Genomic DNA, 23,698 nt, shown 5'->3' on the forward strand with positions numbered 1-23,698 from the left:
CGACTGCGCTCGAACAGACATTAAAGTTTATTCCAAGTATCGTTCAATGGATTTACGTCCGGTAACATTTTGTTAGGATCCAAAACCACTCGCTGCACTTGTTTGGCAGTTCTTAAAAGATGCTGCCAGCTATTGCCGCGTTGCCAAATTTCAACGGGAAGTTTAATATTTTCGGTTGTATTGTCTGTATAAATTACTTGCAATTCTACAGGCATTGGAATTTGTCCATCGTTTTCAACCGTAATCAAATAATTTCCCTGAGATGGTTTTACTTCCGAAATCCCCAAATCTATGTTTCCATTGCCATAAAACCAGCCTTTCCAAAACCAGGAAAGATCTTCGCCCGCAACATTTTCAATATGATTGAAAAAATCATTCGGTTGTGGATGTTTGTAAGCCCAAGTGTGGATATAGCTTTTAAAAGCATTGTCAAAACGTTCAGGCCCCAAAATGTATTCGCGAAGCAAATAAAGCCCAGCTGCTGGCTTATAATATGCCGTATAAGCAAGATTAAATGGATGGGCAACATCGGGATAGGTATCTATACTTTCCCGTTGGTCAAAGGATAAATAGCGAACCAAATTTTTCGGATTATCTTCAGTCGTTGGAAATTCACCATTATTGAAAGCAGCAGTGCTGTAATGGTTTATAAAGGTATTAAAACCCTCGTCCATCCACGGATAGCGACGTTCGTTGCTGCCAACAATCATCGGGAACCAGTTGTGGCCAAATTCGTGATCGGTAACATCCCAAAGGTCTGCTCCCTTACTTTGATAATGGCAAAAACTTACACCCGGATACTCCATTCCCCCTACGCTAGCAGCAACATTAATTGCATTTTGATACGGAAATGCAAAATAGGTTTTTGAATAAAATTCTATGGAAGCTTTAGTAAATTCCGTGGAACGCGACCAAGCTGTTTGTCCGCCACTTTCCTTGGGGTAAACCGATTGTGCCATTCCAGTTTTCCCTTCGGGAAGATTGATTTTTGCAGCATCCCAAATAAATGCTTTTGAAGCAGCCCAAGCTACATCGCGGGTGTTCTCCATTTTGAAATGCCACGTTAGCGTTCCGTTGGCTTTAGCATGCGCCTCAGGTTTACCCACTTCTTCAGGCTTTATAATATAAACCGTTTTGTCACTTTTAGCGGCTTGCGCCCAACGGTCTTGCTGGGTTTTGGTCAACACTTCGTTTGGGTTTTCAAGTTTTCCAGAGCAAATTACGGTTTGGTTTGCAGGAGCAGTAATTTTCACGTCATAATTTCCGTATTCGCAATAAAATTCGCCCGCGCCCAAATAGGGATCTGTATTCCAACCTACCACATCGTCAAAAACCGCAACACGCGGATACCACTGCGCTATTGCGTAAATGGTTCCGTCTTTCACTTCCAGTCTTCCCATTCGGTCCATTCCTTCAACGGGAACCTTAAATTTGAAATTCATTTTAATGTCAACTTCACCACCTTTTGCAGCCAAAGGCTTATCCAGCCAAAGTTGCATACGGGTATCTGTAATTAAATATTTTGAAGAAGTCCCGGTTTTTGTTTTTGCTGAAACGTTACTTAATTCAAAACCGCCTTCCACGTCACCATTGTAGCGATTTCCCTGAACGGGTGTTGTTAAAGTTCCGCGGGAATTTTCAGTGAAACGATCTTGTTCCAAGTACAGCCAAATAAAATCCAAGGTTTCAGGACTATTGTTTGTGTAGTGAATGCTTACATTCCCGGAAACGGTATGGGTTTTATCATCCAAGGTTGCTTCCAAATTGTAATCTGCGGAATTCTGCCAATATTCTGGCCCAGGTTTTCCAGAAGCGGTTCGGTAAACATTGCCCTGTCTGTATGAAAAGTTGTCGAAAAGATGTTGGTTGTCTGTCTTTACTTCCTGAGCATTAACAGCTACTGTGAAGATTAAAAGGAACAGCGATAGAAGCGTGCTGTTTTTGAAATATTTCATCTGCAAAAAATATTTTTAAAAATTGGAAGATGGAATGCCTTACTATACATCTTCATTTGGTTTATAATTTATAATGGGCATTTCATTAATAAAAATCTTAAAGAAGTGAGGCGAAGGTAGTAAACCAGATGTAAAAATGTTGTTAAATTGAACAATTATGAAGTGCTTAAAATTAGAAAAAAAATTAATAGAAATTTAAATTCAACTAAAGACTAATAATTTTAAAATAATAAAAACCCATTCATCATAATTCTAAATATTTCAAAGAAAAATTTGTGAAACCAAATAGTTGCGCTTATATTTGCAACCAAACAGTTTCATAAATTATTACACGCAAAATGAGAAGAGACATTTTTCAAGCAATTGCAGATCCAACAAGACGGGGAATTATTGCTTTGATTGCATTGCAGGCAATGACCCCTAACGCTATTGCGGAAAATTTCAACACCAGCAGACAAGCCGTTTCAAAACACCTTCGCATACTTACCGAATGTGAATTGGTAAAACAGGAACAACAAGGGAGGGAAATTTATTACTCGCTTGAAATTGAAAAAATGAAGGAAATAGATCAATGGCTTGAACAATTCAGAAACATTTGGGAAACCCAATTTAATCAACTTGACAAAGTATTAACAAAACTTAAAAATCAGAAAAAATGAACAACAATTTGCAATTTGATTTTACCGTTGACAAAACAGCAAAAACGGTATTCATAACCAGGGAATTTGATGCTGAACTTTCACTTGTATGGGACGCATTTACCAAAGCTGAAATTCTTGACCAATGGAATGCTCCCGCACCGTTTACTGCAAAAACAAAGTATATGAATTTTGAAGTTGGCGGGAAAAGATTTTATGCTATGGTAAGCCCCGAAGGCAAAGAGAGCTGGGTACTTCAGAAATATTCTTCCATTAGTCCGAAAACCAATTTTAAAATGTTTAATGCTTTTGCGGACGAAGACGGAAATCCTGAATCTACAGGTTCTGAATGGGATTATAGTTTCAGCGAACTAAACGGCATTACTAAAGTGAATATCACTATTTATAATGAATCCCTTGCGCGTTTGGAGCGGATGATTGAAATGGGCTTTAAAGAAGGATTTAATGCAACATTGACAAATCTGGAAAATGTATTGGCACGTTTGTCTCAGAAATAATTTACACTTTTAATCATATAAAAAACTCGAATGAATAAAATTATAATTCTAATTTTTTTACTGTTTTCTGCTTTCATTCACGGACAAATTGAAAATAAAGACTTTGACAATCTCGTAAAACTTGGCGAGATTTATTCGAAAAACGTCAATGCAACGGGTGATGAATTTAAAAATTCTGTAGAAAAATTGAGAACCCCCAATCTCAATCATATAATTGACGCTTTGATTGCCGTTGGAGAAGAAGACGAAAAACTTTTGACAAAGGAATTTTTATCAAAACCGAGTGATCTCGAACTAAAATATTGGTATGTTATCCGAGAGATTCATTACAACAGAGTTTCAAAGGAAAAACAGCCAAGACCCAATAAAATTGTGGCAGAAGAAGTATTGGAAAGTGAAATTGATGAAAGGTGGCTTTTAGCTAATTACTATTATCGCATTCAAGGTGGAATTGCAAAAGTTTTCAATGATGCTGATTTAAGTGATTATAACTTTAACATCAATGATTACGGATTAAAAAACGAAACCGAAAAAGCAATATTATATTTTTCATTAACAGGGGCAATGACACAGAGATTTATGGTTTTGCAGGTGCTTAAAAAGCCTGAAAAACTATTAGAATTTGCAGATAAATTACCGGCTTTTAATGGCAAGCCCTATTATGAATATACCTCCTTTGATTTTGAAGATTTTGATTGGGTTGGTTATGACAAAACAGAATCGTATAAAAAAGTGCATATTGGAAATGTTTATCAATCAATTAATGCATACTTTTCAGCAATAGCTGATAAAAAAGATACTGAAAAAGCGCGGGATATTTATTTTAAATCAATTTTGTATATCCCCAAATATTTCAAGTATTCAGGTTTAATGGAAAGTGATTTAAATGAAATTTATAAAAAGTCTAAAGAATAAAAACGATATGTACAGAATATTAATTATAGCATTTTTAGGAATCCTGACATTAAGTTGCTCGGATAATAAAATGGAGAAAAAAGGATTTCAAGTAAGTGAAATTACCGAAGATGAGAATGGTCAAAAAATTATTGGCCTGAATATCGATTCATTAAAACTTGAAACCAGACCGAATAATGTGCTACTCACAAGCAACCCAGAACATAGATTGACGCCCATTTACAAAGTAAATTACGACAAGAAAAAAAGACCTTTCATTGGTTCAAACGATTATTATGTAAATTGGGAAAGTGATTATAGTGATGGAAATAATTGGAACAATAATTTCATGCCGGGCTTTGAAGCTGTTTACGGATATAATTTTGTGAACATCTCTCACTACAACAACCAAACTAAAATAGAGAATAAACTTTTTGATAAAGCCGTTTTGATAAAAACACTTTATTATCCAGCCTTCTCAAAAGACACTTTGAATTTTGAACCAATAAATAGAACATATTATATGGTTTCTGTTTATGATGAAGACTCAAACAAAGATGGATTTATAAATGTAAAAGATTTGAGAAGATTCTATCATTTTGACATTGATGGTCTTAACAAAAAGGCTCTAATTCCAAAAAACTATTCAGTAATGAGTTCTGAATATGACTCTGCAAATGATTTTATGTACATAATTGCTAAACAGGACAAAAACAAAAATGGACAGATGGAAGAATTTGAACCGACAGACATTTTTTGGATTGATTTAAAAAATCCTGAAAATACAGGAACACAATACATGTCGGAATAAAAATTCAAGAAAAAAATCCATAAAAAAAACGGTTAGGAATGAACCTAGCCGTTTGTTTTTGGCACTTTGACCTTAGTAGCGGGAACAGGACTCGAACCTGTGACCTTCGGGTTATGAGCCCGACGAGCTACCTACTGCTCTATCCCGCGATATGGGTTTTCAATATTTCATTCTTAGCTTTTAACTTTCGGTTCATAATGCCGACAGAAATATTGGACTGCAAAGATACAAAGGATTTTGAACCCCGCAAGCCAGAGAACATAAATTTTTTGTGAAGTGCCCATTAAAGTGTTTTTTTGCATTGCTATCTTTAGCTATCTTTAAATTATGGACAAACCTTTCAGAAAAATAGTTTTTATTATTCTCGCCATCGGCGCGGTATTTATAATTGGTGCTATTTCCATAAATAGCATTTTAAAATCCAAGCTTGAAAAATTCATCCAAGAAAGATTGCCTGAAAATATGGCCCGCTCTTATGATGATATAACGGTGGGATCCTTTGGCGGTTCGCTGGTTGTTACAAATGCTTCACTAATTATTAAAAACAGCGAAGACAGTGTCAAGCACACTTTTATAAATGTTGAAAAGTTGAAAATTTCAGATATTAAATATTGGGATTATTTGTTTAATAATGAAATTCACGTTGAAAACATTTCATTGGAAAACCCAAAAATTGTTTATTATAAAGACCGGCAGAAATCTTCAAAAGATACTGTTCGCAAGGCTGTAGCCCGAATTTACAAACCAATTTTTGTGGACCGAGTTCAAATTAAAAATACAAGATTGGTTATCTATGAAAAAGAAAAGGATTCCACAAAAGTTTATGCAACAGGATTGACCGTTGAAATAGACGGAATAAAAGTGGATAATGGAACGGTTCTGCGTAAAATTCCTTTTCAATATAAAGATTTTGAAGCCAAAAGCGATACTGTTTTTGTAAAAGTGAGTCCGTATGAAAATTTGAGTGTGGAAGATTTTTCAATAAAAAACAACACCGCCATTTTTAAAAACCTGAAGCTTAAAACGAAATATTCCAAAAGGGAGCTTTCAAGAATCATAACAAAAGAGCGCGACCATTTCGATCTTACGCTAAAATCACTTTCCATTGCTGATTTCGATTTTGGCTTTAACAACAATCGGTTTTTCGCAAAAAGCAAAATGGTTTCTTTAAATGCGCCTTCATTAGAAGTTTACCGAGATAAATTAGTGGCTGACGACCCAAAAATAAAACTGCTCTACAGCAAAATGCTAAGGGATTTGCCTTTTGAATTAACCGTGGATTCCTTAAAAATTTCAGATGGCAACATACAGTATGAAGAAAGGCAAAAAGAAGAAAACATGGGCGGTTCCATAAATTTTAAAAATCTTGATGCAGCAATCTCAAATGTGAGCAACACTTATAAAAGCCCGCAAAAAACTTCTTTAAATATCACCGCTGATTTTATGGAAAACACTCCCTTTTCTGTCGATTGGAATTTTGACGTGCAAAATAAAAGTGATGCCTTTATTTTTAAGGCTAACGTTGGCTCGCTAAACGCGAATAAAATGAACAGTTTTACTGAACCGAATTTAAACATAATGCTGGAAGGGAATACAAACAAAACTTTTTTCACGATAGACGGCAATCGTGAAGCTTCAAATACAGCCCTGAAAATAAGCTATTCCGATTTTAAGGTTACAGTATTACAAAAGGACGGAAAAAAGAAAAACAAGTTCCTTTCGACAATTACCGATATATTTATTTCGAAAGACAGCAAAAAACAAAATGATTATTACCGGGAAGGCAAAGCAGACGCTACTCGCGACCAGACCAAATCTGTATTCAATTTTTTATGGATTAGTGTGAAAAACGCACTTGTTAAAACGATGCTTTAGTAGAAAGAAAAAATTAATGGCTAATCCATTGAATAGCCTCCAATCTTTGCTGGGATGAAAAAAGGCGAAGTTCTGCGTTGAAAAACAATTTTTCAAGATTACTAATTACTTGAAGCCATTTCCGGTCAGTAACTACCGCCACTCTTTCAAATCTATTTCCGGTTTTAATTTTAAAGGGAAGGCTTTTCAGTATCGCTTTCAAAGAAATATCAGCGTTTACGGTATCTTCAATATATAGGCTCACCTTTTCATACACCTCCAATTTTTCATTAACCTCAGATTGTATTTTTTCCACAGCGTGTTCATCATAAGGGCCATCAACAATAAAACCTATAATATTATCAGCAAGACTAAAAGTGGAGAGCATATTGGGGATATGGATTAGTTTGTTTTGTTAAAATTAACAAATTAAAAGTTATTGTCCAATACCATCAGCTGAAAAACCAATAAGTTCCCCATCTTCAAAAGAAACGTCCAGTTCAATTGGGTTACAGCAAATCTCACAATCCTCAATATATTTTTGGTGCCGCACGGAAGAATCCAACAACATCGAAATTTCTTCCCAACAGTGGGGACATTGAAAAAAATGTTCGTACATACTTGTGGTTTGTGGTTTGTGGTTTGTGGTTTGTGGTTTGTGGTTTGTGGTTTGTGGTTTGTGGTTTGTGGTTTGTGGTTTACAATATTATAAGCTGTATTATTTAGAAAAAAGAAAATAGCCCAAAAAAGAATAAAACTTTAGTATGTTAGGATAGGGATTCCACACTTTCCTGAAGTATTTCCCATTCTTCCATTAGCTTTTTAAGCTTCTTTTTCTTTTCTTGATATTTGTCGAAAAAATGGGGCTTTGCAATGGTTTCTTCGTAATTGATAAGCAGTTCGGTATCAATAGTTGCAATCTCTTTTTCCAAAGTAGAAATGGAAGATTCCACATTGCTCAGTTTATTTTTTACTGATTTAAGTTTTTTCTGAATTTCATATTCCTCGCCGGCACTTCTTTTTTCCTTTACTTCGGAAACAACTGTTCTTTTTTCAGCTTCACGTAGGTTTTGAAGATTTCGTTGTTCAAGAAAATAATCAATATCCCCCAAATATTCCTTTATATGATGATCTTTGAACTCGTAAACTTTATTGGTCAAACCCTGAAGGAAATCACGGTCGTGGGAAACCAACAGCAAAGTACCTTCAAAGCTTTTCAAAGCATCCTTCAGCACGTTTTTAGATTTTATATCCAAATGGTTCGTGGGCTCATCCATCACCAAAACGTTGAATGGCTGCAACAATAGTTTTGCCAAGGCCAAACGATTTCGCTCTCCCCCACTCAAAACGCGGACATATTTTTCAACTTCATCTCCTCGGAAAAGAAAAGAGCCCAGAATATCACGCACACGGCTTCGGTTTTTTTCGTTGGCAGCATCTATCATTGTATCAAGAACGGTTTTGCTGCCATCCAGATAATCTGCTTGATTTTGGGCAAAATAGCCAATCTGCACATTGTGGCCCAAAGCGAGTTTTCCACCGTATTCTATTTCTTTGACAATAATTTTCGCCAAAGTAGATTTTCCCTGCCCGTTTTGACCCACAAAAGCAATCTTGCTTTCACGCTCAACCAAAAGATCTACGCCGTTTAAAACGTTTTTATCGCCGTAACTTTTTGAAATATTTTCAGCTTCAATAACTACTTTTCCAGGAGTAATTGAAACAGGAAAACGCAAGGTCATTACACTATTATCGTCTTCATCAACTTCTATGCGGTCAATTTTATCAAGCTTTTTTATAAGCGACTGCGCCATTGTAGCTTTACTTGCCTTTGCGCGAAATTTATCAATGAGCTTCTCAGTCTGTTCAATCTGTTTTTGTTGGTTTTTTTGTGAAGCCAATTGCTGCTCGCGCAATTCATTTCGAAGCACTAAATACTGCGTGTATGGTTTGTTGAAATCATAAATCTTCCCAAGGGAGATTTCAATCGTTCGATTGGTCACATTATCTAAAAACATTTTATCGTGGGAAACGATTACAACAGCGCCGGCATATCCTTTCAGGAATTCTTCCAACCATAGAATGGATTCAATATCCAAGTGGTTTGTGGGCTCATCCAGCAAAAGAATATCGTTGTTTTGAAGTAAGAGTTTCGCCAATTCAATACGCATACGCCATCCGCCGGAAAAGGTTTCGGTAAGTTTTGTGAAATCTTCCCGTTGAAAACCTAAACCTTGCAAAATTCGTTCGGTTTCGCCTTGATAATTGTAGCCTCCGTGAATTTCGTATTGATGCTGGATTTCATTCAAATCGACCATCAATTGGTGGTAACCATCGCTTTCGTAATCGGTTCGCTCAGCCAATTGCCTGTTAATTTCCGCAAGCTGTTTTTCGAGTTTTTTTATTTCAGTGAAAGCTTCGTAGGATTCTTCCAAAACACTGCGACCTTTTTCAAAATCGATATCCTGTTTCAGAAAACCGATTGAAATTTCCTTATCGGTTGCAATTTGGCCCGTGTCATATTCCTGTTCACCAGCAATAATTTTAAGCAAGGTAGATTTGCCCGCGCCATTTTTTCCAACCAAACCTACGCGATCACCAGGTTTTAATTGAAAAGTGATTTTCTCGAACAAATAGTCACCTTGAAAGGAAACTGAAAGATTGTGGATATTGACCATTTAAAAGGGCTAAAATTTTTGCAAAGATGCTTATTTTTGTGGTGCTAAAAAAACGCATTATGCAATTCCTTAAAGGCACCAAACTCTACAGTATTTTTACAAGCAAATGTCCTGTGTGCCATAAAGGCGATATGTATTTAGAAAACAATCCCTATAAAATTTCCAAATTGATGGAAATGCACGACCATTGCAGTCATTGCGGTAAAAAATTTAAAATAGAACCTTCCTTCTTTTTTGGGGCTATGTACGTAAGTTACGGCGTGGGTGTGGCTATTGCAGTAGCGGCTTTTATTATTTCTTATTTCTTTATTGGCCTGGACAGAAATTACAGTTTTCTTGCCATCATTCTAACTTTAGCTGTTTTATTTCCGCTGATTGTTAGGATTTCACGAAATATATGGATTAACTTTTTTGTTGACTTTGACGAAAACAAAGCGAAATAACTAGTATTACAACATTCTTTTAATGTCCATTTCCTTTGGAATTGGTTTTTCTTCTTCCAAATTTTCATAAAGAATTTCAGCAAGCAGCGGCGCCATCAAAAATCCGCGTGAGCCCAAACCGTTGAAAAATACAAGATTCGGGTTTTCGTCCAAACTTCCCAAAAGTGGTCTATGGTCCTTGGTCGTGGGCCGAACTCCAGCGGTTTGCCCAACTACTTCAAAAGGGCAATTAATAAAACTTTTTAGTTTTGAAAGGATTTCTTCTTTCGCTTCCTTCGTTGAATTAAGGCTGTAATCATCACGACTGTAGGTTGCGCCCACTTTATATTCATCATTTCCCATCGGGATAACGTACATGGAACCTTTTAAAAGCGTTTCCACTTTTAGGGAAGAAGCTTTAATGATTACGTATTCGCCTTTGTTTCCGACAATTGTCTGTTTCGGAAAAAATGGATTGTCAATTGCTTTTGAACCTTCCGCAAAAATGATTTTTTTAGCCGAATAGTTTTTATAAACTACCTTATTTTCTTTCTGTTGAATTAACCCGTATTGAAAATTTTCAGAAAGCAGTGCTTCAAGATTCAATAAATAATTTCGATATCCTTTAAGTAAGTTATCTGCATAAATCTGCGCTGTTCCCAAAACCGCTCCAAAACCGAAAGGTGCTTCAATGGCTGCATTTGTATTTTTTAAAAAGTTCGAAGAAAGAAAACCTTGCAATTCCTTTTTATCGCTTGCGACTGTCCAATTGTTTTGTTCTTCAATACTTTTAAAAATTCTGAGAATTGGCGTTTCCGAAAAAATATTTTGCTGCAATTTTTCAGAAAGTTGATTATAAAAATTAACAGCCACAGGAAAAAAAGTAGAAGCATTCCAAGCCGCTGTGAAGCGTTTAAGCACCGTTGGGTTAAAAACACCACCAGACTTCGCTGTAGAACCTTCTTCGCCATTATCGATTACTACAAAGCTCTTCCCGCGCTTTTGAAGTTGCTCACAGAAACTGATGCCGGCAATACCAAGACCGATGATTATATAATCTACCTTTTTCATTCTCAAACTTGGATTATCCAAAATTCCTTACTGTTTTCAATTAAAATATTCCCGTCTTCACGGTAATAAAAAAACCCTTCAGTTTCCGAAATGGAACTTGAAGGGTTTTCTTCAAATTGTGGCTTTCATTAACTGATTAATAATTCCACAAATCTATTTCAATATTTCGTATTTGTTCTTTGATCCTATCAGATTCCAACAGTTGCATAAGTGCGTTGTCATTGATGTAATCTTTCACGTTTCTATCACCTTGCACGTTGTCTTCTTTGTAAATAACAGCGTTAAAGCGGCGTGAGTTCAACAAGTGATCATAAGAAATTGGCTGGGAAGTATTCTTTCGGTTGAAAGCTTTGGCTTCGTGCAAAACTTCGCGGGTTCCAGGGAACCAAACCCAAAATAATTCAACTTTAGAATCAATACCATCCTCTGGATATGCTTTGGAACGCGCTTCATTTGCTACTGGGCAAATACCCAGCATTCTGTATTTAAGCTCGCCTTGGCGCTTATCCAAATACCAATAGCCTCTAATGTGCCATTCTTCAATATCACCTGCATCCAATGAAAAACGACGCACGTATTGCGGGTCTACTGTTCCCTCGGCATTGTATTGCTCAATACCAAGATCTGTAGTATCACTGTAAACCAGTGAGGCCTCAATATCCTTTAAGGTACGTTTTTCGGTAAAATATGAATCTGCGTACACGTTTTCAATTTTTCCGTTTTTGATGTTTTTCACCAAAACGTCATAAAGCGAACGTCTGTCTGCCCCAATGTTGTTTGTGTCTATAGGATAGTACAACGGGAAGTTTACTCTTTCATCAAGATCGATAATTTCCCAAGTTGTTTTGGACCATAGCACATCACGTTCGTCCGTGTAGCCGTAAGGCAACGGCTCATCATTATCATAAGCAATTTGCGCTTCGGTCTTTTTACCTATATCCTCAGGGGTTTTGGCATTTAGAATATTTACCTGTGCAGAAGCACCAGTAATCATTCCAATTCCGAAAACACATAAAACAACATTTTTAAAATTCATACCGATAGGGTTTTATACGAATACTAGTTTGTCAATTCAATAATTACAGGAGAAATCTTTTTCAGTTTATAACCTGAATTTCCTGCAAGGTTTGCATTTATATCAAAAATTTGAACAGCATCTCCACGTTGTGCTCTTCTTAGCGCACCTTTAGCTGCTGAATCTAATTTTGTTCCGTTTACTTTAACCGTTGGTTGTCCAGAAACTTTAAAGCTGAATCCTGTAACGTTAATATTCAGTTCGAAATCAAAATCTTGCAATACAGCAGAGATTGTTGAAATTTCAAGACCTCCTCGTTCCATTCGAACGATTCCAGTTTCTCCACGGATGGCTCCCACTGGTGGTGGAATATCTTTAATACGGAATTCAGCTGGAGTTCTAACTCCTGTTCCATCAGGCAAAGTTCCACTTGCTGTAATTGTTACTGTTCTTCCAGCTCCTGGTCGCATAACATATTTACTTCCAGAAACCTTGGAAAGACCTGGAGCGGATGCATTTACTTTATTATCAGGAATACCAGGTATAGAAACCGTCATTGGGTTGTCTACACCGCGATACACTACATTCATTTTATCTGCAGCAATTACTGCTGAATTTGGTTTTGATATTGTTGAAAATCCTAAGCTAACTGGAATTTTTGTTTCTTTTTCATTTTCAAGGAAAATTAAATTCCCTTCAATTTTATGATCTCCAGGAGCACCAGCGCTTATTTTAAGCATTACTTTACCACTTTCAATAGCATATTGATCTTCACTTAATGCTCTTCCATCTAAAGTAAGCTCTACACGGTTTGGCTTAGTATTTGGATCTTTACGTCCAAGAACAATACCGCCATCAAATTCCTCACCAGCATAGTATGCAGTTTTAGAAGTTTCTAATAATGTGTTGTATTGCGTAAAAGACATAGCAGTAGCTTGTTGGCCAGCTAACATTTTTTGCAAAACTTCACTTTTGGTAGTCTTTATGTCAGCTTGAATCTGGGTAAGCTTAGTTAAAGATGCTATCAAAGGAAAACCTTCATAATTGTATTTTAACCACTCTTCTTTTTTTCCGTCTCTGTTTGTAACTTCATCTGTCGAAAAATTTGTTTCAATGGATTTTTTCACATCTTCAATACCAGCAAATTTTGTCAATGTTGTATCAGACAAAATTTTAATCATTTCTGTACGATAATTATTTATCTTATCAAGAAATTCTTGACCTTCTGGCTTATAATTTTCTCCGGTAAAAAATAGATTGTTAAAAAAATCAGCTTTGTCCATTACTTCATAATCCCTTGGATCTTCGATATCTTTAATTGAAGCCGATTTTAGATTAGTAATATATAAATCTAAATCGTCAGAAACTTTAGAAATATCGTCAGCTTTTGCTTTTACACCAGCATACTGTGCCGATTGTTCAGAAGCTTTAACAGCTAAACCTTCCATAAAAGCGGTGTTGCGCTGTGTAGTTGCCACGTTGGCATCTGTTATTTTTTCATTCAATAATCCAAAAGCAGATAATACTTCTTTGGACATGTTTAATGCAAGCATCGCGATGAAAACCAGATACATCAGGTTAATCATCTTCTGCCTTGGGGATAGTTTTCCTCCTGCCATTTTTATTCTTTTTAAAGATTAATAATTAAGGTGAAAACCTATCTTAGTTTCTATTAGTCATTGCAGAAAGCATACCTCCGTAAACACCGTTCAATGAAGAAAGGTTGGTAGCCAAGTGCTGCATTTGTTGTTTTAATTGTTCCGCATTTTCAGCAACTTCTTTGTTTGCTTCTGCTTGACGGCTTGTTGATTCAATTTGTACTTTGTACAGACTGTTCAATGAATCCATTTGAGCTGCTGCAAGTGCCATTTCTTCACTGTATTTTTTAGTGGAGTTCATAGCTTCTGCTGTAGGCGCCATACTTTTTGTAGCTCCTTCAAATGAACGGATGCTTGTAGTAAGGCTGTTCATCAATTCTGAATCGATACGAGCATCTTTAAGCATTTCGTCTAGTTTTTTAGATAAAAGACCCTGTGCATCTTCTGGTTCTTTTTTCTTTCTGTCCTGTCCAACTCCACCAGCTAATTCTGGGTAAACCAATGACCAATCCAAATCGTCATCCACCGGTTCAAAAGCAGAAATAGCAAAAATAATTGCTTCTGTAATAAGTCCAACTGCTAAAAGAATACCGCCGTTTAGAGGACCTAGTTCCCAGTGAAGAATTTTGAAAAGTGCTCCTAATATTACAATGGATGCTCCAAGGCCATAGGCCATGTTAAAAAGTTTTTTTGATGATCTTGATTGTGCCATAATTAGTTAATTTTTAAGTTGAGAAGTTTTTAGTTTTAGTTAAGGTTAAATTAGTTTAAGGGTTGATTTGGTTTATTCGCTATTTTTTAACGTGCGTCGCCCAGCTTATCGTTAAGAGTTACATCTGTTCCCATATAATCCTGTACAGTTCTGAAGCCAATGTAACTTCTAGCAGAATCTGCATATTCATAGTCACGTGTACTTACTTGAAGAAAGTAAGCCACATCTTTCCACGAACCACCACGAACAACTTTGCGCATATTGTCTTCGTCATTAACATTTGGGTTCATTGTGGAAGTATAATCATAAGAAGCAGGGTCATAGGAAGAAGCTACCCATTCAGATACGTTTCCTGCCATGTTATATAGATTATAGTCATTGGGCTCGTAAGCATCTGCTTCTACGGTATAAAGCGCTTGGTCAGCTGCATAATCACCGCGCAAAGGCTTAAAGTTTGCCATAAAGCATCCGCGGTCATTCTTAGCATAAGGTCCACCCCAAGGATAGGTTGCGGATTCTAGACCGCCTCGTGCAGCATATTCCCATTCAGCTTCACCCGGAAGACGGAATGAGTTAACAAAATTTTGTTTTTTAGATTTTTGGTAAGAATTTTTGTAAAGTGTTCTCCAAGCACAGAAAGCTTTTGCTTGTTTCCAGCTCACACCAACCACTGGATAATCTCCATAGGCTTCGTGCCAGAAATAGTCATTGTGCATTGGCTCGTTATAAGAATAGTTAAAGTCTTTAATCCAAACAGTTGTATCTGGATAGATATTAAGCTCTTCCTTCTTAATGAAATCTTTTCTTCTCTTCGTTTTATCTCTTGCGGCAGACTGGATATCCATATAAGTATATTGGAAATTCAATTTGCTAACATCAATAGTGCGCTGCCCGTTATATGCTTCTTCAGTAGGAATATACATAGTATCCATAACTTCAGAATAGAACTCGTCTGGATATTCGGCAGTGTCCCAAATTAAATCAACTTTGTCGTTTAATTTTCTTCCGGCGTAATAATCTTCACCCATGCCGAAATAATTATCATACATATATTGCTGGTATGGGGTCATTTCTTCATTTTCTTGATCAACGAAGGCAAATTCACCAATTCCACCATCCCCGGGAGTTGCTCCATTTTCATCAGCCATAATTGCAAGGCGCAATCTTACTGTAGAATCGCGTACCCAATTTACAAATTGGCGGTACTCCGCATTGGTTATTTCGGTTTCGTCCATATAGAACGAGCGTACGGTAACGGTCTTTGTTGGCGCATCATTTACAGCAACAAAATCGTCATCACTTTTACCCATGATGAAGGATCCACCTGGGATAAGCGTCATTCCGTAAGGCTTTTGAGGATACCATTTTTTACCTTTTGCCCCAACCAGTTCTCCCCGGTCTCCGGAGTTACAACTGAACAAAAAGGCAACAATCGCAGTTAATGCAATAAACTTCTTCATAGGTATTTAGGTTAAATTTCGAGATTCAAGGGCGTAAACCTATCTATAAAATTTCAAAAAAACAATTTTTTTTTGAAAAACCCTTAATCTCGTTTTTACTTGGTTTATTTGATTATACTTCATTCTTGTGGCGGGCCTTTAACCACCGCTCAGGAATCTCCTGATTACATGCACCAAAATATTCGCCATAAGTGCAAGGTAATAACGTTCGTCTTTTTAATTTATTATTAACATTTGAAATAAATGGCAAAACAATCCACCAGCGCTCCGTTTTATTACTTTTTTTGAATTCCAGAACCTCATCTTCCACTGGAACTTTATAGGAGGTAAAGAGCGTTTCATTGTCAAAATCATCATCTTCAACTCTAAAGTTATAGCCTTCTATAAAATACCATAGTATTTGCGCAACCAACATTGATCCACTTTTGCTTTCAATGGAATCGCTTAATTCATAAACGCCAAAGGATTTAACTTTATTGCTAATACCTGCATAACGCGAAATAGCACAAATTTCGCGTCCGTCAAAACCATTGGGGCTTTCGTTGTTTTTATAACTTAATTCTGCGCTTTTTATTGCGGTAACGTCCAATGTAACTATATCGGCATCGCGCATTACGGGCTCAACTATCGTAATATCTGCAGTAATTTCGCCTAATCTATAAGCATCAAAAAACAATTTATCCATCAAAGCAATTTCCTGGGGCGCATTGAAAAAAGACTGATACCCCAAAACACTGTAATTAAAAAGATTGTAGGGCTTATCTACAACCATTTTTCCCACGTATGATTTATTTGAAATAGGCAATTCGGCATTTCCAAGGTCAAAACGATTGTCAACATTCACCATATTTACCATCTGATCCAAAGAATCATTTGCTCTATATTGTGCATATGCCAAATCCTGGCTCCCTCCCAAAATAAGAGGTACAATGTTTTTTTTCAAAAGCGCAGCAATAACTTCCTTTGCGGCAAAACGGGTATCTTCTGCAGTTTCGCCTTTTTCTATATCACCAAGGTCAATTATTTTTCCGTTCCAATTTCCGGGGTATAGTGAATAAAGCGCTTTTCTATATGCATCAAAAGAAATATCTGCCCCAATAAAATCTACATCGCCGCGATTTTCCTTAATTCCGAGGAGCGCAAATTTTACATCTTTTAAATTCGGTAATTCTCCTTTTTTGGAATGGGCTTCAATTTGTTTTCCCAAAGTTCCGGGCGGAAGAATTTCCCGGTTTGCCATTACCTTTTTTGAAACTGGGGATAAAAACTCTATCATTATTTTTTCTTGGCTGTAGCTTTTTTCTTAGTTGTGGTTTTCTTTTTTGCAGTGGTTTTCTTCTTCGGACTTTTCTTTTCAAGCAAATCTTTTGCTTCTTCCAAAGTTATTTTATCGGCTTCAGTGCCTTTTGGCAATTCCACTTTTGTTTTTCCTTTTATAAGATTGAAACGCCCCCAACGTGCTTTCTCGATGCGAATTTTCTCTTCGGGCCATTCGTTGATTAGCTTATCAATTTCCTTTTGTTTTTTGTCTTCAATCAACTCTTCAATATCTTCATTGGAAAGATTGTCAAAATCATACTTTTTATTCACGTTGATGAACATATTGTTCCATTTTATGAATGGTCCAAAACGGCCAACCCCTTTTTGAACTGGCAGATCCTCATACATATATATAGGAGCATCGGCTTTTTTCTTTTCTTCAATCAACTCTTTCGCAAAAGCCATATCCACATCCAGCGGATCCATTCCTTTTGGAAGCGAAATAAAAGTTTTCCCGAAGCGAACATATGGTCCAAAACGGCCGTTGTTAACCTCAACTTCTTCTTTTTCAAAAATTCCCAAAGTCTTCGGAAGTTTAAAAAGATCCATCACCTCTTCAAAAGTAACCAAGTGCAATTGCTGGTCGGGACGAAGGCTTGCGAATTTTTTCTCTTCATCATCCGGGGCACCAATTTGTGCCATCGGGCCGTATTTTCCAAGGCGGACCAAAACGGTTTTTCCAGTTTCTGGATCTTCGCCAAGAATGCGCTCACCACTTTCGCGGTCGGCGTTTTCTTCAACGTGTTCAACCCGAGGATGGAATTTTCCGTAGAAATCTTTCATCATTTTTGTCCATTCCTCTTTTCCTTCGGCTATGTCGTCAAAATCCTGCTCCACTTTTGCAGTGAAATTGTAATCAAGGATATTTTCAAAATGATCCACCAAAAAATCGTTCACGATCATCCCGATATCCGTGGGCACCAACTTCCCTTTATCTGAACCAACGGTTTCAGTCAAGGTTTTATCTTTTATGTTTTCCTTTTGAAGCGTTAACTGAAGATATTTTCGCTCCACACCTTCCACAGTTCCCTTTTCAACATAATTTCTGCTAATAATGGTAGAAATAGTGGGCGCATAGGTTGACGGTCGACCAATACCAAGCTCTTCCAACTGTTTTACCAACGAAGCTTCCGTAAAACGATACGGCGGACGCGTAAAACGCTCGGTTGCGGTGATGTAATTATTTTCAAGTGAATCGCCATTTTTCATATTCGGCAACATACCTTCCTGCTCTTCCTCTTCAAAATCGGTTCCTTCCAAATACACTTTTAGGAAACCGTCAAATTTTATCATTTCACCGTTTGCAGTGAAATTTTCTGAAACCTTTTCTTTGGAAAGCACGTCAATCTTAACATTGGTGCGTTCCAATTGCGCATCGCTCATTTGCGAAGCCAGCGTCCGTTTCCAAATCAAATCATACAAACGCGCTTGGTCATGATCACCGGTAATATTGTGCTGGCTCATATCTGTAGGACGGATTGCCTCGTGAGCCTCCTGTGCACCTTTGCTCTTCCCCTTATAATCACGTGGTTTGCTATATTCTTTTCCGTAGGAAGAAGTAATTTCTTTCTGTGCTGCATTTTTAGCGTCGTTAGAAAGATTCACACTATCGGTACGCATATAGGTTATAAGTCCAGCTTCGTAAAGACGCTGTGCAATTGTCATCGTTTTTCCTACGGAAAAATATAATTTTCGGGCTGCTTCCTGTTGTAATGTTGAAGTTGTAAATGGCGCCGCCGGAGATTTGCTGGCGGGTTTCTTAGTTAAATCTGAAATTTTATAATTAGCGCCCAAATTCTTTCGAAGAAACTCGCGCGCTTCTTCTTCCGTATCAAAATTCTTTGGAAGTTTCGCTTTGAATTTACTGCCGTCAAGCGTTGTAAATTCTGCATCTATCCTATAAGAACCTACTGGATTAAAAGCTTCAATTTCACGCTCGCGCTCCACTATCAATCGCACTGCAACAGATTGCACACGGCCTGCTGAAAGTCCGCCTTTCACTTTTTTCCAAAGAACTGGCGAAAGCTCATAACCAACCAAACGGTCCAAAACACGACGGGCTTGTTGGGCGTTTACCAAATTATAATCAATCTGCCGTGGGTTTTCAATCGCTTTTAAAATGGCAGATTTGGTAATTTCGTGAAAAACAATACGCTTGGTTTTGTTTTTGTCAAGCTTCAATTCTTCGGCCAAATGCCATGCAATGGCTTCTCCCTCGCGGTCCTCATCACTCGCTAGCCAGACCATATCGGCATTTTTGGAAAGTGCCTTTAATTCTGCCACCAGCTTTTTCTTGTCGCTGCTCACTATATATTTAGGAGTGAAATCCCCTTCCACGTCCACGCCCAATTCCTTGGACGGAAGATCTGCAATGTGCCCAAAACTGGAGGAAACCTTGAAATCTTTACCAAGAAATTTTTCAATGGTTTTTGCTTTTGCCGGGGACTCAACTATCACTAAATTCTTTGCCATATCCTATATTGTTATGATTGCAAAAGTATATGAATTTTTTAATACGAAACTTTTTCATACTAAAATTAGTCTCAGCAAACGCCAAATTCACTCGACAAATCTAAAAGGAATTTGGAAGCACATCTGTTGGTGAATCGTCATCAAAACCAATGGTTTCCTTGTAAAAATAATACATCGGGATGTGTGTAAAAAAGACGGTAGCCAAAAGCCCGATTCCACATAAAATAATTCCCAATTGGGCAATCATTGACGAAATAATAATCAACCCAAAAGCAATTAGCCAAAACTTATTGCCCAATTTGAAACCTGCTTTTACAATCTCAGAAACAGAAAGTTGTGGGTTAAAAGCGAAAATAACAAACATAAGTTGCAGCGGTACCATTACATAAAAGATTGGCAGATAACACAGAATAGCGGCTAACATTGTAATCCCAAAGGCAGCAAGCGACAATACAAGTATCTTTTGGAAATGATTTTTTAAATACACAAAATAGCCTCCAATTTCCACAGGAGTTCCTGTATCTGCTTTTTTACAAACCTGGAAAAAGTGGGCTGTTACAGCATACGCAATTGTTTGAATGATTATCATTATCACTAAAAATGCTAGAATATAAATTGCAATCCAAAGCACCGAATATTCCAAAAACGGATTGAAATCCGGTTGACCGCCATTGGCTTCAGCTTTAATCAAAATAGTTATAAAGGGAATGTAAAGCACGGCTAACAGAGGCAAAATCACAGCCAATGTCACCAATAAATGCAACATTCCTTCCACCCATATTTTTTTGAAAAGCTCAAAACTTTTGGTTAAAACATCACCAAAATCGGGGGCTTTTGCGGTTTCAATTCTCTGAAAAATCTGTGGTTCCATATTTCTTTATAATTTGGTTAGTCCACAAATCTATGAAAAAGAAATCTGCCACTTTGTCACCGTTGCTTAAAATTGTATCTTTGCAGGTTCAATGGCTAAGTTATTGACCGCGATCATTATTTTAAATTTGCATGGAAAAGATTATTGACGAAAAAACACAGGGAAACACGCTAACACTGGAAGCACGCGAAGGCAATTCCCGCAAACTATATATTGAAAGCTACGGCTGCGCTATGAATTTTAGCGATAGCGAGATTGTGGCTTCAATTCTTGCGGACCAAGGCTTTAACACTACAAATTCACTCGAAGAAGCCGATTTGGTTTTGGTAAACACCTGCTCCATCCGTGATAAAGCCGAGCAAACCGTTCGGAAACGTCTTGAAAAATACAACGCCGTAAAGCGAATAAATCCAAAAATGAAGGTTGGCGTTTTGGGCTGTATGGCTGAACGTTTAAAGGAAAAATTTCTTGAAGAGGAAAAAATTGTCGATTTGGTTGTTGGGCCTGACGCCTATAAAGACATTCCGAATTTACTGAAAGAAGTTGAGGAAGGCCGGGATGCCGTGAACGTTATTCTTTCAAAAGAAGAAACCTATGGCGATATTTCACCCGTGCGTTTGGGTGGAAATGGAATTACCGCTTTTGTGAGCATCACCCGCGGTTGTGATAATATGTGTACGTTTTGCGTCGTGCCTTTTACAAGAGGTCGCGAACGCAGCCGTGATCCGCAAAGTATTTTACGCGAAGTAAATGATTTGGCTGAAAAAGGGTATAAAGAAATTACGCTGCTCGGTCAAAACGTAGATAGCTATTTATGGTACGGCGGTGGACTGAAAAAAGATTTCAAAAATGCTTCGGAAATGCAAAAGGCAACCGCTACGGATTTTGCCGTATTGCTTGATATGGTTGCAACGGCTCACCCCAAAATGCGAATTCGTTTTTCAACCAGCAATCCGCAGGATATGCACGAAGAAGTATTGCATATTGTAGCGAAACACGACAATATTTGCAACCACATTCACCTTCCCGTTCAAAGCGGAAGCACGCGGATTTTAAAGAAAATGAACCGCCAGCATACCCGGGAGGAATATATGAAGTTGATTGATAGGATTTGGGAAATCATTCCCGGTTGTTCCATTTCGCAGGATATGATTATTGGTTTTCCCACGGAAACTGAAGAAGACCATAAAGAAACGATGAGCTTGATGGAATATGTGAAATATGATTTTGGCTATATGTATAAATATTCCGAAAGGCCCGGCACCATGGCTGCCCGAAAACTGGAAGACGATGTGCCCGAAGAAATTAAAAGCCGAAGATTGACTGAGATTGTTGATCTTCAGCAAAAACACAGCGCCATTCGCACAGCGGAATTTTTAGGAAAAATTGTTACTGTTTTGATTGAGAAAGAATCCAAAAAAAACAAAGATGAATGGAGCGGAAGAACGGAGCATAATAATGTTGCTGTTTTTCCGAAGGAAAATTACAAAGCGGGAGATTTTGTAAAAGTAAAAGTAACCGATTGCACTACGGCTACCCTAATTGGCAAAGCTGTAGGTTTTTCAGGCAACAATTAATTTATGGAAAGCATACAAGCAACAAAACAACGTTTCGGAATAATAGGCAACGACCCAAAACTGAACCGTGCCGTTGAAAAAGCAATTCAGGTTGCACCTACTGATATTTCTGTATTGGTTACGGGCGAAAGCGGTGTGGGGAAAGAAAGTATTCCGAAAATAATCCACTCACTTTCGCACAGAAAGCATGGAAAATACATTGCCGTAAACTGTGGCGCAATCCCCGAAGGAACTATTGATAGCGAACTTTTTGGTCACGAAAAAGGATCTTTTACGGGCGCAACCGCAACCAGAAGTGGTTATTTTGAAGTAGCCGATGGCGGAACTATTTTTCTTGATGAAGTTGGCGAACTGCCGCTACCAACGCAAGTTCGCTTGCTTCGCGTTTTGGAAAATGGCGAATTTTTAAAAGTTGGTTCCTCCGCAGCGCAAAAAACCGATGTTCGTATTGTTGCCGCAACCAATGTAAAAATGGTCGATGCCATTGAAAAAGGAAAATTTCGCGAAGACCTTTATTATAGGCTGAGTACTGTGGAAATAAATTTGCCACCACTTCGCGAACGGCAGGAAGACATACATTTGCTTTTCAGAAAATTTGCGGCGGATTTTGCGCAGAAATATAAAATGCCAACCATCCGTTTGGACGATCACGCTACCGAGCTTTTGCTGAAATATCGCTGGAGTGGAAACATTCGCCAACTGCGGAATGTTGCCGAACAGATTTCGGTTTTGGAGCAGAATCGCGAAATTTCTTATGAAACCTTAAAGCATTATTTGCCAGACATGGGCAGCAATCTTCCCGCAATTGTAAACGCGAAGAAAGCCGAAAGTGATTTCAGTAGCGAGCGGGAAATTCTTTACAAAGTGCTTTTCGATATGAAACGTGACGTAAACGATCTAAAAAAACTTACTTTGGAATTGATGAAAACGGGAAATACTGCCAAAGTAAAAGAAGAGCAATCGTCGCTTATCAATAAAATATATTCCGAAGAAAATGAGGCAGAGGAAGAATTGGCATCAATAATTGAGGAAGAAAACAACGGCCAGGAAAGTGATGTGGAAGTTTTCAGCATTCCCGAAAATGCTTCTGAGACGAGAAAAGACAAATATGAATATGCTGAGGAAATACAAGAAGAAGAAAACCTTTCACTTCAACAAAAAGAATTGGAACTAATCAAGAAATCGCTGGAAAAATATCACGGAAAACGAAAGGATGCCGCGGATGAGCTGGGCATTTCCGAAAGAACTTTATATAGAAAGATAAAGCAGTACGACTTATAGGTTTGTGGTTTGTGGTTAAAAATTAAAATAACATAAATGCGTAAAATATTATTAACAGTATTTCTTATTACTTCAACTTTAATTTTGCAAAGTTGCGGCTCATATTCCTTTACGGGTGCGGATATTAATTATACTACCACCAAAACGGTGCAGGTAAACTATTTTCAAAACAACGCTCCAATTGTTGAGCCGGGAATTGCACGGGATTTTACACAAAAATTACAGGATTTGTTGCTGAACCAAACCAGTTTGGATTTGGTTAACAGCAGTGGCGATTTGGTTTACGAGGGAGAAATTACCCAGTTTTATATTTCGCCAATTACTGCAACTTCAAACAGTACAGCTGCTCAAAACAGGTTGACTATTGCAATAAATGTGAGATTTTACAACACAAAAGAGCCATTGAAGGATTTTGAGCAACCCTTCAGTTTTTATTACGATTACGATGGCCAGACTCAATTGACCGGCTCAAAATTGGACGCCGCTGTCGATATTATTTTTGAACGCCTGACGCAGGATATTTTTAACAAATCACTTGCAAATTGGTAGCA

At 37.5% G+C, this 23,698-nt stretch carries 21 protein-coding genes and 1 tRNA gene; 9 read left to right on the forward strand and 13 right to left on the reverse strand.

The genetic code is table 11. The features are described 5' to 3' along the window. Positions 1-20 precede the first annotated feature (20 nt). A complete protein-coding gene (locus A7A78_RS05910; protein WP_068761525.1) occupies positions 21-1,955 on the reverse strand; it encodes a M1 family metallopeptidase in 1,935 nt (644 codons plus the stop codon). Between the two features lie 338 nt (positions 1,956-2,293). Here A7A78_RS05910 and A7A78_RS05915 point away from each other — a divergent pair, with 338 nt between their 5' ends. The 4 genes from A7A78_RS05915 to A7A78_RS05930 are packed head-to-tail and all read left to right on the forward strand — an operon-like array spanning position 2,294 to position 4,816. Further along, entirely contained in the window at positions 2,294-2,614 is a 321-nt protein-coding gene (locus A7A78_RS05915; RefSeq protein ID WP_068761526.1) for an ArsR/SmtB family transcription factor, read from the forward strand. Continuing rightward, positions 2,611-3,111, forward strand: a complete 501-nt coding sequence (locus A7A78_RS05920; RefSeq protein ID WP_068761527.1) for an SRPBCC family protein — start codon at positions 2,611-2,613, stop codon at positions 3,109-3,111. Before A7A78_RS05915 ends, A7A78_RS05920 begins: the two co-directional genes overlap by 4 nt. A 30-nt stretch (positions 3,112-3,141) precedes the next feature. After that, a complete protein-coding gene (locus A7A78_RS05925; RefSeq protein WP_068761528.1) occupies positions 3,142-4,026 on the forward strand; it encodes a hypothetical protein in 885 nt (294 codons plus the stop codon). Positions 4,027-4,033: 7 nt separating this feature from the next. After that, positions 4,034-4,816, forward strand: a complete 783-nt coding sequence (locus tag A7A78_RS05930) for a hypothetical protein (protein WP_068761582.1) — start codon at positions 4,034-4,036, stop codon at positions 4,814-4,816. Positions 4,817-4,892: 76 nt separating this feature from the next. Here the strand turns inward: A7A78_RS05930 and A7A78_RS05935 are convergent. Further along, a tRNA-Met gene (locus A7A78_RS05935) sits at positions 4,893-4,965 on the reverse strand. A 178-nt stretch (positions 4,966-5,143) separates the two neighbouring features. Between A7A78_RS05935 and A7A78_RS05940 the strand changes: the two genes are divergently transcribed. Next, a complete protein-coding gene (locus A7A78_RS05940; protein ID WP_068761529.1) occupies positions 5,144-6,691 on the forward strand; it encodes an AsmA family protein in 1,548 nt (515 codons plus the stop codon). Positions 6,692-6,704: 13 nt separating this feature from the next. On the opposite strand, the gene A7A78_RS05945 is transcribed toward A7A78_RS05940, so the two are convergent. The 3 genes from A7A78_RS05945 to A7A78_RS05955 form a co-directional block, all read right to left on the reverse strand. Next, complete coding sequence (locus A7A78_RS05945) at positions 6,705-7,058, reverse strand: SpoIIAA family protein (protein WP_068761530.1); 354 nt, start codon at positions 7,056-7,058, stop codon at positions 6,705-6,707. A 48-nt stretch (positions 7,059-7,106) separates the two neighbouring features. Then, a complete protein-coding gene (locus A7A78_RS05950; protein WP_068761531.1) occupies positions 7,107-7,289 on the reverse strand; it encodes a CPXCG motif-containing cysteine-rich protein in 183 nt (60 codons plus the stop codon). Between the two features lie 148 nt (positions 7,290-7,437). Then, on the reverse strand, positions 7,438-9,348 hold the full coding sequence (locus A7A78_RS05955) for an ABC-F family ATP-binding cassette domain-containing protein (protein ID WP_068761532.1): 1,911 nt from the start codon (positions 9,346-9,348) through the stop codon (positions 7,438-7,440). 59 nt (positions 9,349-9,407) lie between these two features. On the opposite strand from A7A78_RS05955, the gene A7A78_RS05960 reads away from it, so the two are divergent. Next, positions 9,408-9,791, forward strand: coding sequence for a DUF983 domain-containing protein (locus A7A78_RS05960; RefSeq protein WP_068761583.1), 384 nt, complete (start codon positions 9,408-9,410; stop codon positions 9,789-9,791). A 6-nt stretch (positions 9,792-9,797) separates the two neighbouring features. On the opposite strand, the gene A7A78_RS05965 is transcribed toward A7A78_RS05960, so the two are convergent. The 8 genes from A7A78_RS05965 to A7A78_RS06000 form a co-directional block, all read right to left on the reverse strand. Then, positions 9,798-10,841, reverse strand: a complete 1,044-nt coding sequence (locus tag A7A78_RS05965; RefSeq protein ID WP_068761533.1) for an NAD(P)/FAD-dependent oxidoreductase — start codon at positions 10,839-10,841, stop codon at positions 9,798-9,800. 136 nt (positions 10,842-10,977) lie between these two features. Further along, on the reverse strand, positions 10,978-11,877 hold the full coding sequence (gene porN, locus A7A78_RS05970) for a type IX secretion system ring subunit PorN/GldN (protein WP_068761534.1): 900 nt from the start codon (positions 11,875-11,877) through the stop codon (positions 10,978-10,980). 23 nt (positions 11,878-11,900) lie between these two features. Beyond that, a complete protein-coding gene (gene porM / locus A7A78_RS05975) occupies positions 11,901-13,475 on the reverse strand; it encodes a type IX secretion system motor protein PorM/GldM (RefSeq protein ID WP_068761535.1) in 1,575 nt (524 codons plus the stop codon). A gap of 43 nt (positions 13,476-13,518) precedes the next feature. Next, a complete protein-coding gene (gene porL / locus A7A78_RS05980; RefSeq protein WP_068761536.1) occupies positions 13,519-14,166 on the reverse strand; it encodes a type IX secretion system motor protein PorL/GldL in 648 nt (215 codons plus the stop codon). A gap of 86 nt (positions 14,167-14,252) precedes the next feature. Further along, positions 14,253-15,626, reverse strand: a complete 1,374-nt coding sequence (gene porK / locus A7A78_RS05985; RefSeq protein WP_068761537.1) for a T9SS ring complex lipoprotein PorK/GldK — start codon at positions 15,624-15,626, stop codon at positions 14,253-14,255. A gap of 112 nt (positions 15,627-15,738) precedes the next feature. Then, the gene (locus A7A78_RS05990) at positions 15,739-16,866 is read right to left on the reverse strand and encodes a formimidoylglutamase (RefSeq protein WP_242649253.1); all 1,128 of its coding nucleotides are present in this window, start codon (positions 16,864-16,866) and stop codon (positions 15,739-15,741) included. Positions 16,867-16,901: 35 nt separating this feature from the next. Then, positions 16,902-19,418 carry a type I DNA topoisomerase gene (gene topA / locus A7A78_RS05995; protein WP_068761539.1) on the reverse strand — a complete coding sequence of 839 codons (2,517 nt, stop codon included), beginning with the start codon at positions 19,416-19,418 and terminating at the stop codon, positions 16,902-16,904. Between the two features lie 100 nt (positions 19,419-19,518). Continuing rightward, complete coding sequence (locus A7A78_RS06000; RefSeq protein WP_068761540.1) at positions 19,519-20,289, reverse strand: hypothetical protein; 771 nt, start codon at positions 20,287-20,289, stop codon at positions 19,519-19,521. Between the two features lie 131 nt (positions 20,290-20,420). Here A7A78_RS06000 and miaB point away from each other — a divergent pair, with 131 nt between their 5' ends. Genes miaB through A7A78_RS06015 form a run of 3 tightly spaced genes read left to right on the forward strand, consistent with a single transcriptional unit; the run spans position 20,421 to position 23,696 of the window. Beyond that, on the forward strand, positions 20,421-21,866 hold the full coding sequence (gene miaB, locus A7A78_RS06005) for a tRNA (N6-isopentenyl adenosine(37)-C2)-methylthiotransferase MiaB (RefSeq protein WP_068761541.1): 1,446 nt from the start codon (positions 20,421-20,423) through the stop codon (positions 21,864-21,866). A 3-nt stretch (positions 21,867-21,869) separates the two neighbouring features. Then, positions 21,870-23,147: a sigma-54 interaction domain-containing protein gene (locus A7A78_RS06010; RefSeq protein WP_068761542.1), complete on the forward strand. Its 1,278-nt coding sequence runs from the start codon at positions 21,870-21,872 to the stop codon at positions 23,145-23,147. A gap of 36 nt (positions 23,148-23,183) precedes the next feature. Beyond that, the gene (locus tag A7A78_RS06015) at positions 23,184-23,696 is read left to right on the forward strand and encodes an LptE family protein (RefSeq protein ID WP_068761543.1); all 513 of its coding nucleotides are present in this window, start codon (positions 23,184-23,186) and stop codon (positions 23,694-23,696) included. Positions 23,697-23,698 lie beyond the last annotated feature (2 nt).

It is taken from the genome of Aequorivita soesokkakensis, from assembly GCF_001641085.1.
Lineage (GTDB): Bacteria > Bacteroidota > Bacteroidia > Flavobacteriales > Flavobacteriaceae > Aequorivita > Aequorivita soesokkakensis.

What these genes read in the sequence shown, in the direction of transcription:
- A7A78_RS05950 (WP_068761531.1), bottom strand. Translation starts at nt 7,289, where the DNA reads ATGTACGAACATTTTTTTCAATGTCCCCACTGTTGGGAAGAAATTTCG.
- A7A78_RS05960 (WP_068761583.1), top strand. Translation starts at nt 9,408, where the DNA reads ATGCAATTCCTTAAAGGCACCAAACTCTACAGTATTTTTACAAGCAAA.
- porL (WP_068761536.1), bottom strand. Translation starts at nt 14,166, where the DNA reads ATGGCACAATCAAGATCATCAAAAAAACTTTTTAACATGGCCTATGGC.
- porK (WP_068761537.1), bottom strand. Translation starts at nt 15,626, where the DNA reads ATGAAGAAGTTTATTGCATTAACTGCGATTGTTGCCTTTTTGTTCAGT.
- porM (WP_068761535.1), bottom strand. Translation starts at nt 13,475, where the DNA reads ATGGCAGGAGGAAAACTATCCCCAAGGCAGAAGATGATTAACCTGATG.
- A7A78_RS05940 (WP_068761529.1), top strand. Translation starts at nt 5,144, where the DNA reads ATGGACAAACCTTTCAGAAAAATAGTTTTTATTATTCTCGCCATCGGC.
- miaB (WP_068761541.1), top strand. Translation starts at nt 20,421, where the DNA reads ATGGAAAAGATTATTGACGAAAAAACACAGGGAAACACGCTAACACTG.
- A7A78_RS05925 (WP_068761528.1), top strand. Translation starts at nt 3,142, where the DNA reads ATGAATAAAATTATAATTCTAATTTTTTTACTGTTTTCTGCTTTCATT.
- A7A78_RS06000 (WP_068761540.1), bottom strand. Translation starts at nt 20,289, where the DNA reads ATGGAACCACAGATTTTTCAGAGAATTGAAACCGCAAAAGCCCCCGAT.
- A7A78_RS06010 (WP_068761542.1), top strand. Translation starts at nt 21,870, where the DNA reads ATGGAAAGCATACAAGCAACAAAACAACGTTTCGGAATAATAGGCAAC.
- porN (WP_068761534.1), bottom strand. Translation starts at nt 11,877, where the DNA reads ATGAATTTTAAAAATGTTGTTTTATGTGTTTTCGGAATTGGAATGATT.
- A7A78_RS05990 (WP_242649253.1), bottom strand. Translation starts at nt 16,866, where the DNA reads ATGGCAAACCGGGAAATTCTTCCGCCCGGAACTTTGGGAAAACAAATT.
- A7A78_RS05930 (WP_068761582.1), top strand. Translation starts at nt 4,034, where the DNA reads ATGTACAGAATATTAATTATAGCATTTTTAGGAATCCTGACATTAAGT.
- A7A78_RS05965 (WP_068761533.1), bottom strand. Translation starts at nt 10,841, where the DNA reads ATGAAAAAGGTAGATTATATAATCATCGGTCTTGGTATTGCCGGCATC.
- A7A78_RS05945 (WP_068761530.1), bottom strand. Translation starts at nt 7,058, where the DNA reads ATGCTCTCCACTTTTAGTCTTGCTGATAATATTATAGGTTTTATTGTT.
- topA (WP_068761539.1), bottom strand. Translation starts at nt 19,418, where the DNA reads ATGGCAAAGAATTTAGTGATAGTTGAGTCCCCGGCAAAAGCAAAAACC.
- A7A78_RS06015 (WP_068761543.1), top strand. Translation starts at nt 23,184, where the DNA reads ATGCGTAAAATATTATTAACAGTATTTCTTATTACTTCAACTTTAATT.
- A7A78_RS05920 (WP_068761527.1), top strand. Translation starts at nt 2,611, where the DNA reads ATGAACAACAATTTGCAATTTGATTTTACCGTTGACAAAACAGCAAAA.
- A7A78_RS05915 (WP_068761526.1), top strand. Translation starts at nt 2,294, where the DNA reads ATGAGAAGAGACATTTTTCAAGCAATTGCAGATCCAACAAGACGGGGA.
- A7A78_RS05910 (WP_068761525.1), bottom strand. Translation starts at nt 1,955, where the DNA reads ATGAAATATTTCAAAAACAGCACGCTTCTATCGCTGTTCCTTTTAATC.
- A7A78_RS05955 (WP_068761532.1), bottom strand. Translation starts at nt 9,348, where the DNA reads ATGGTCAATATCCACAATCTTTCAGTTTCCTTTCAAGGTGACTATTTG.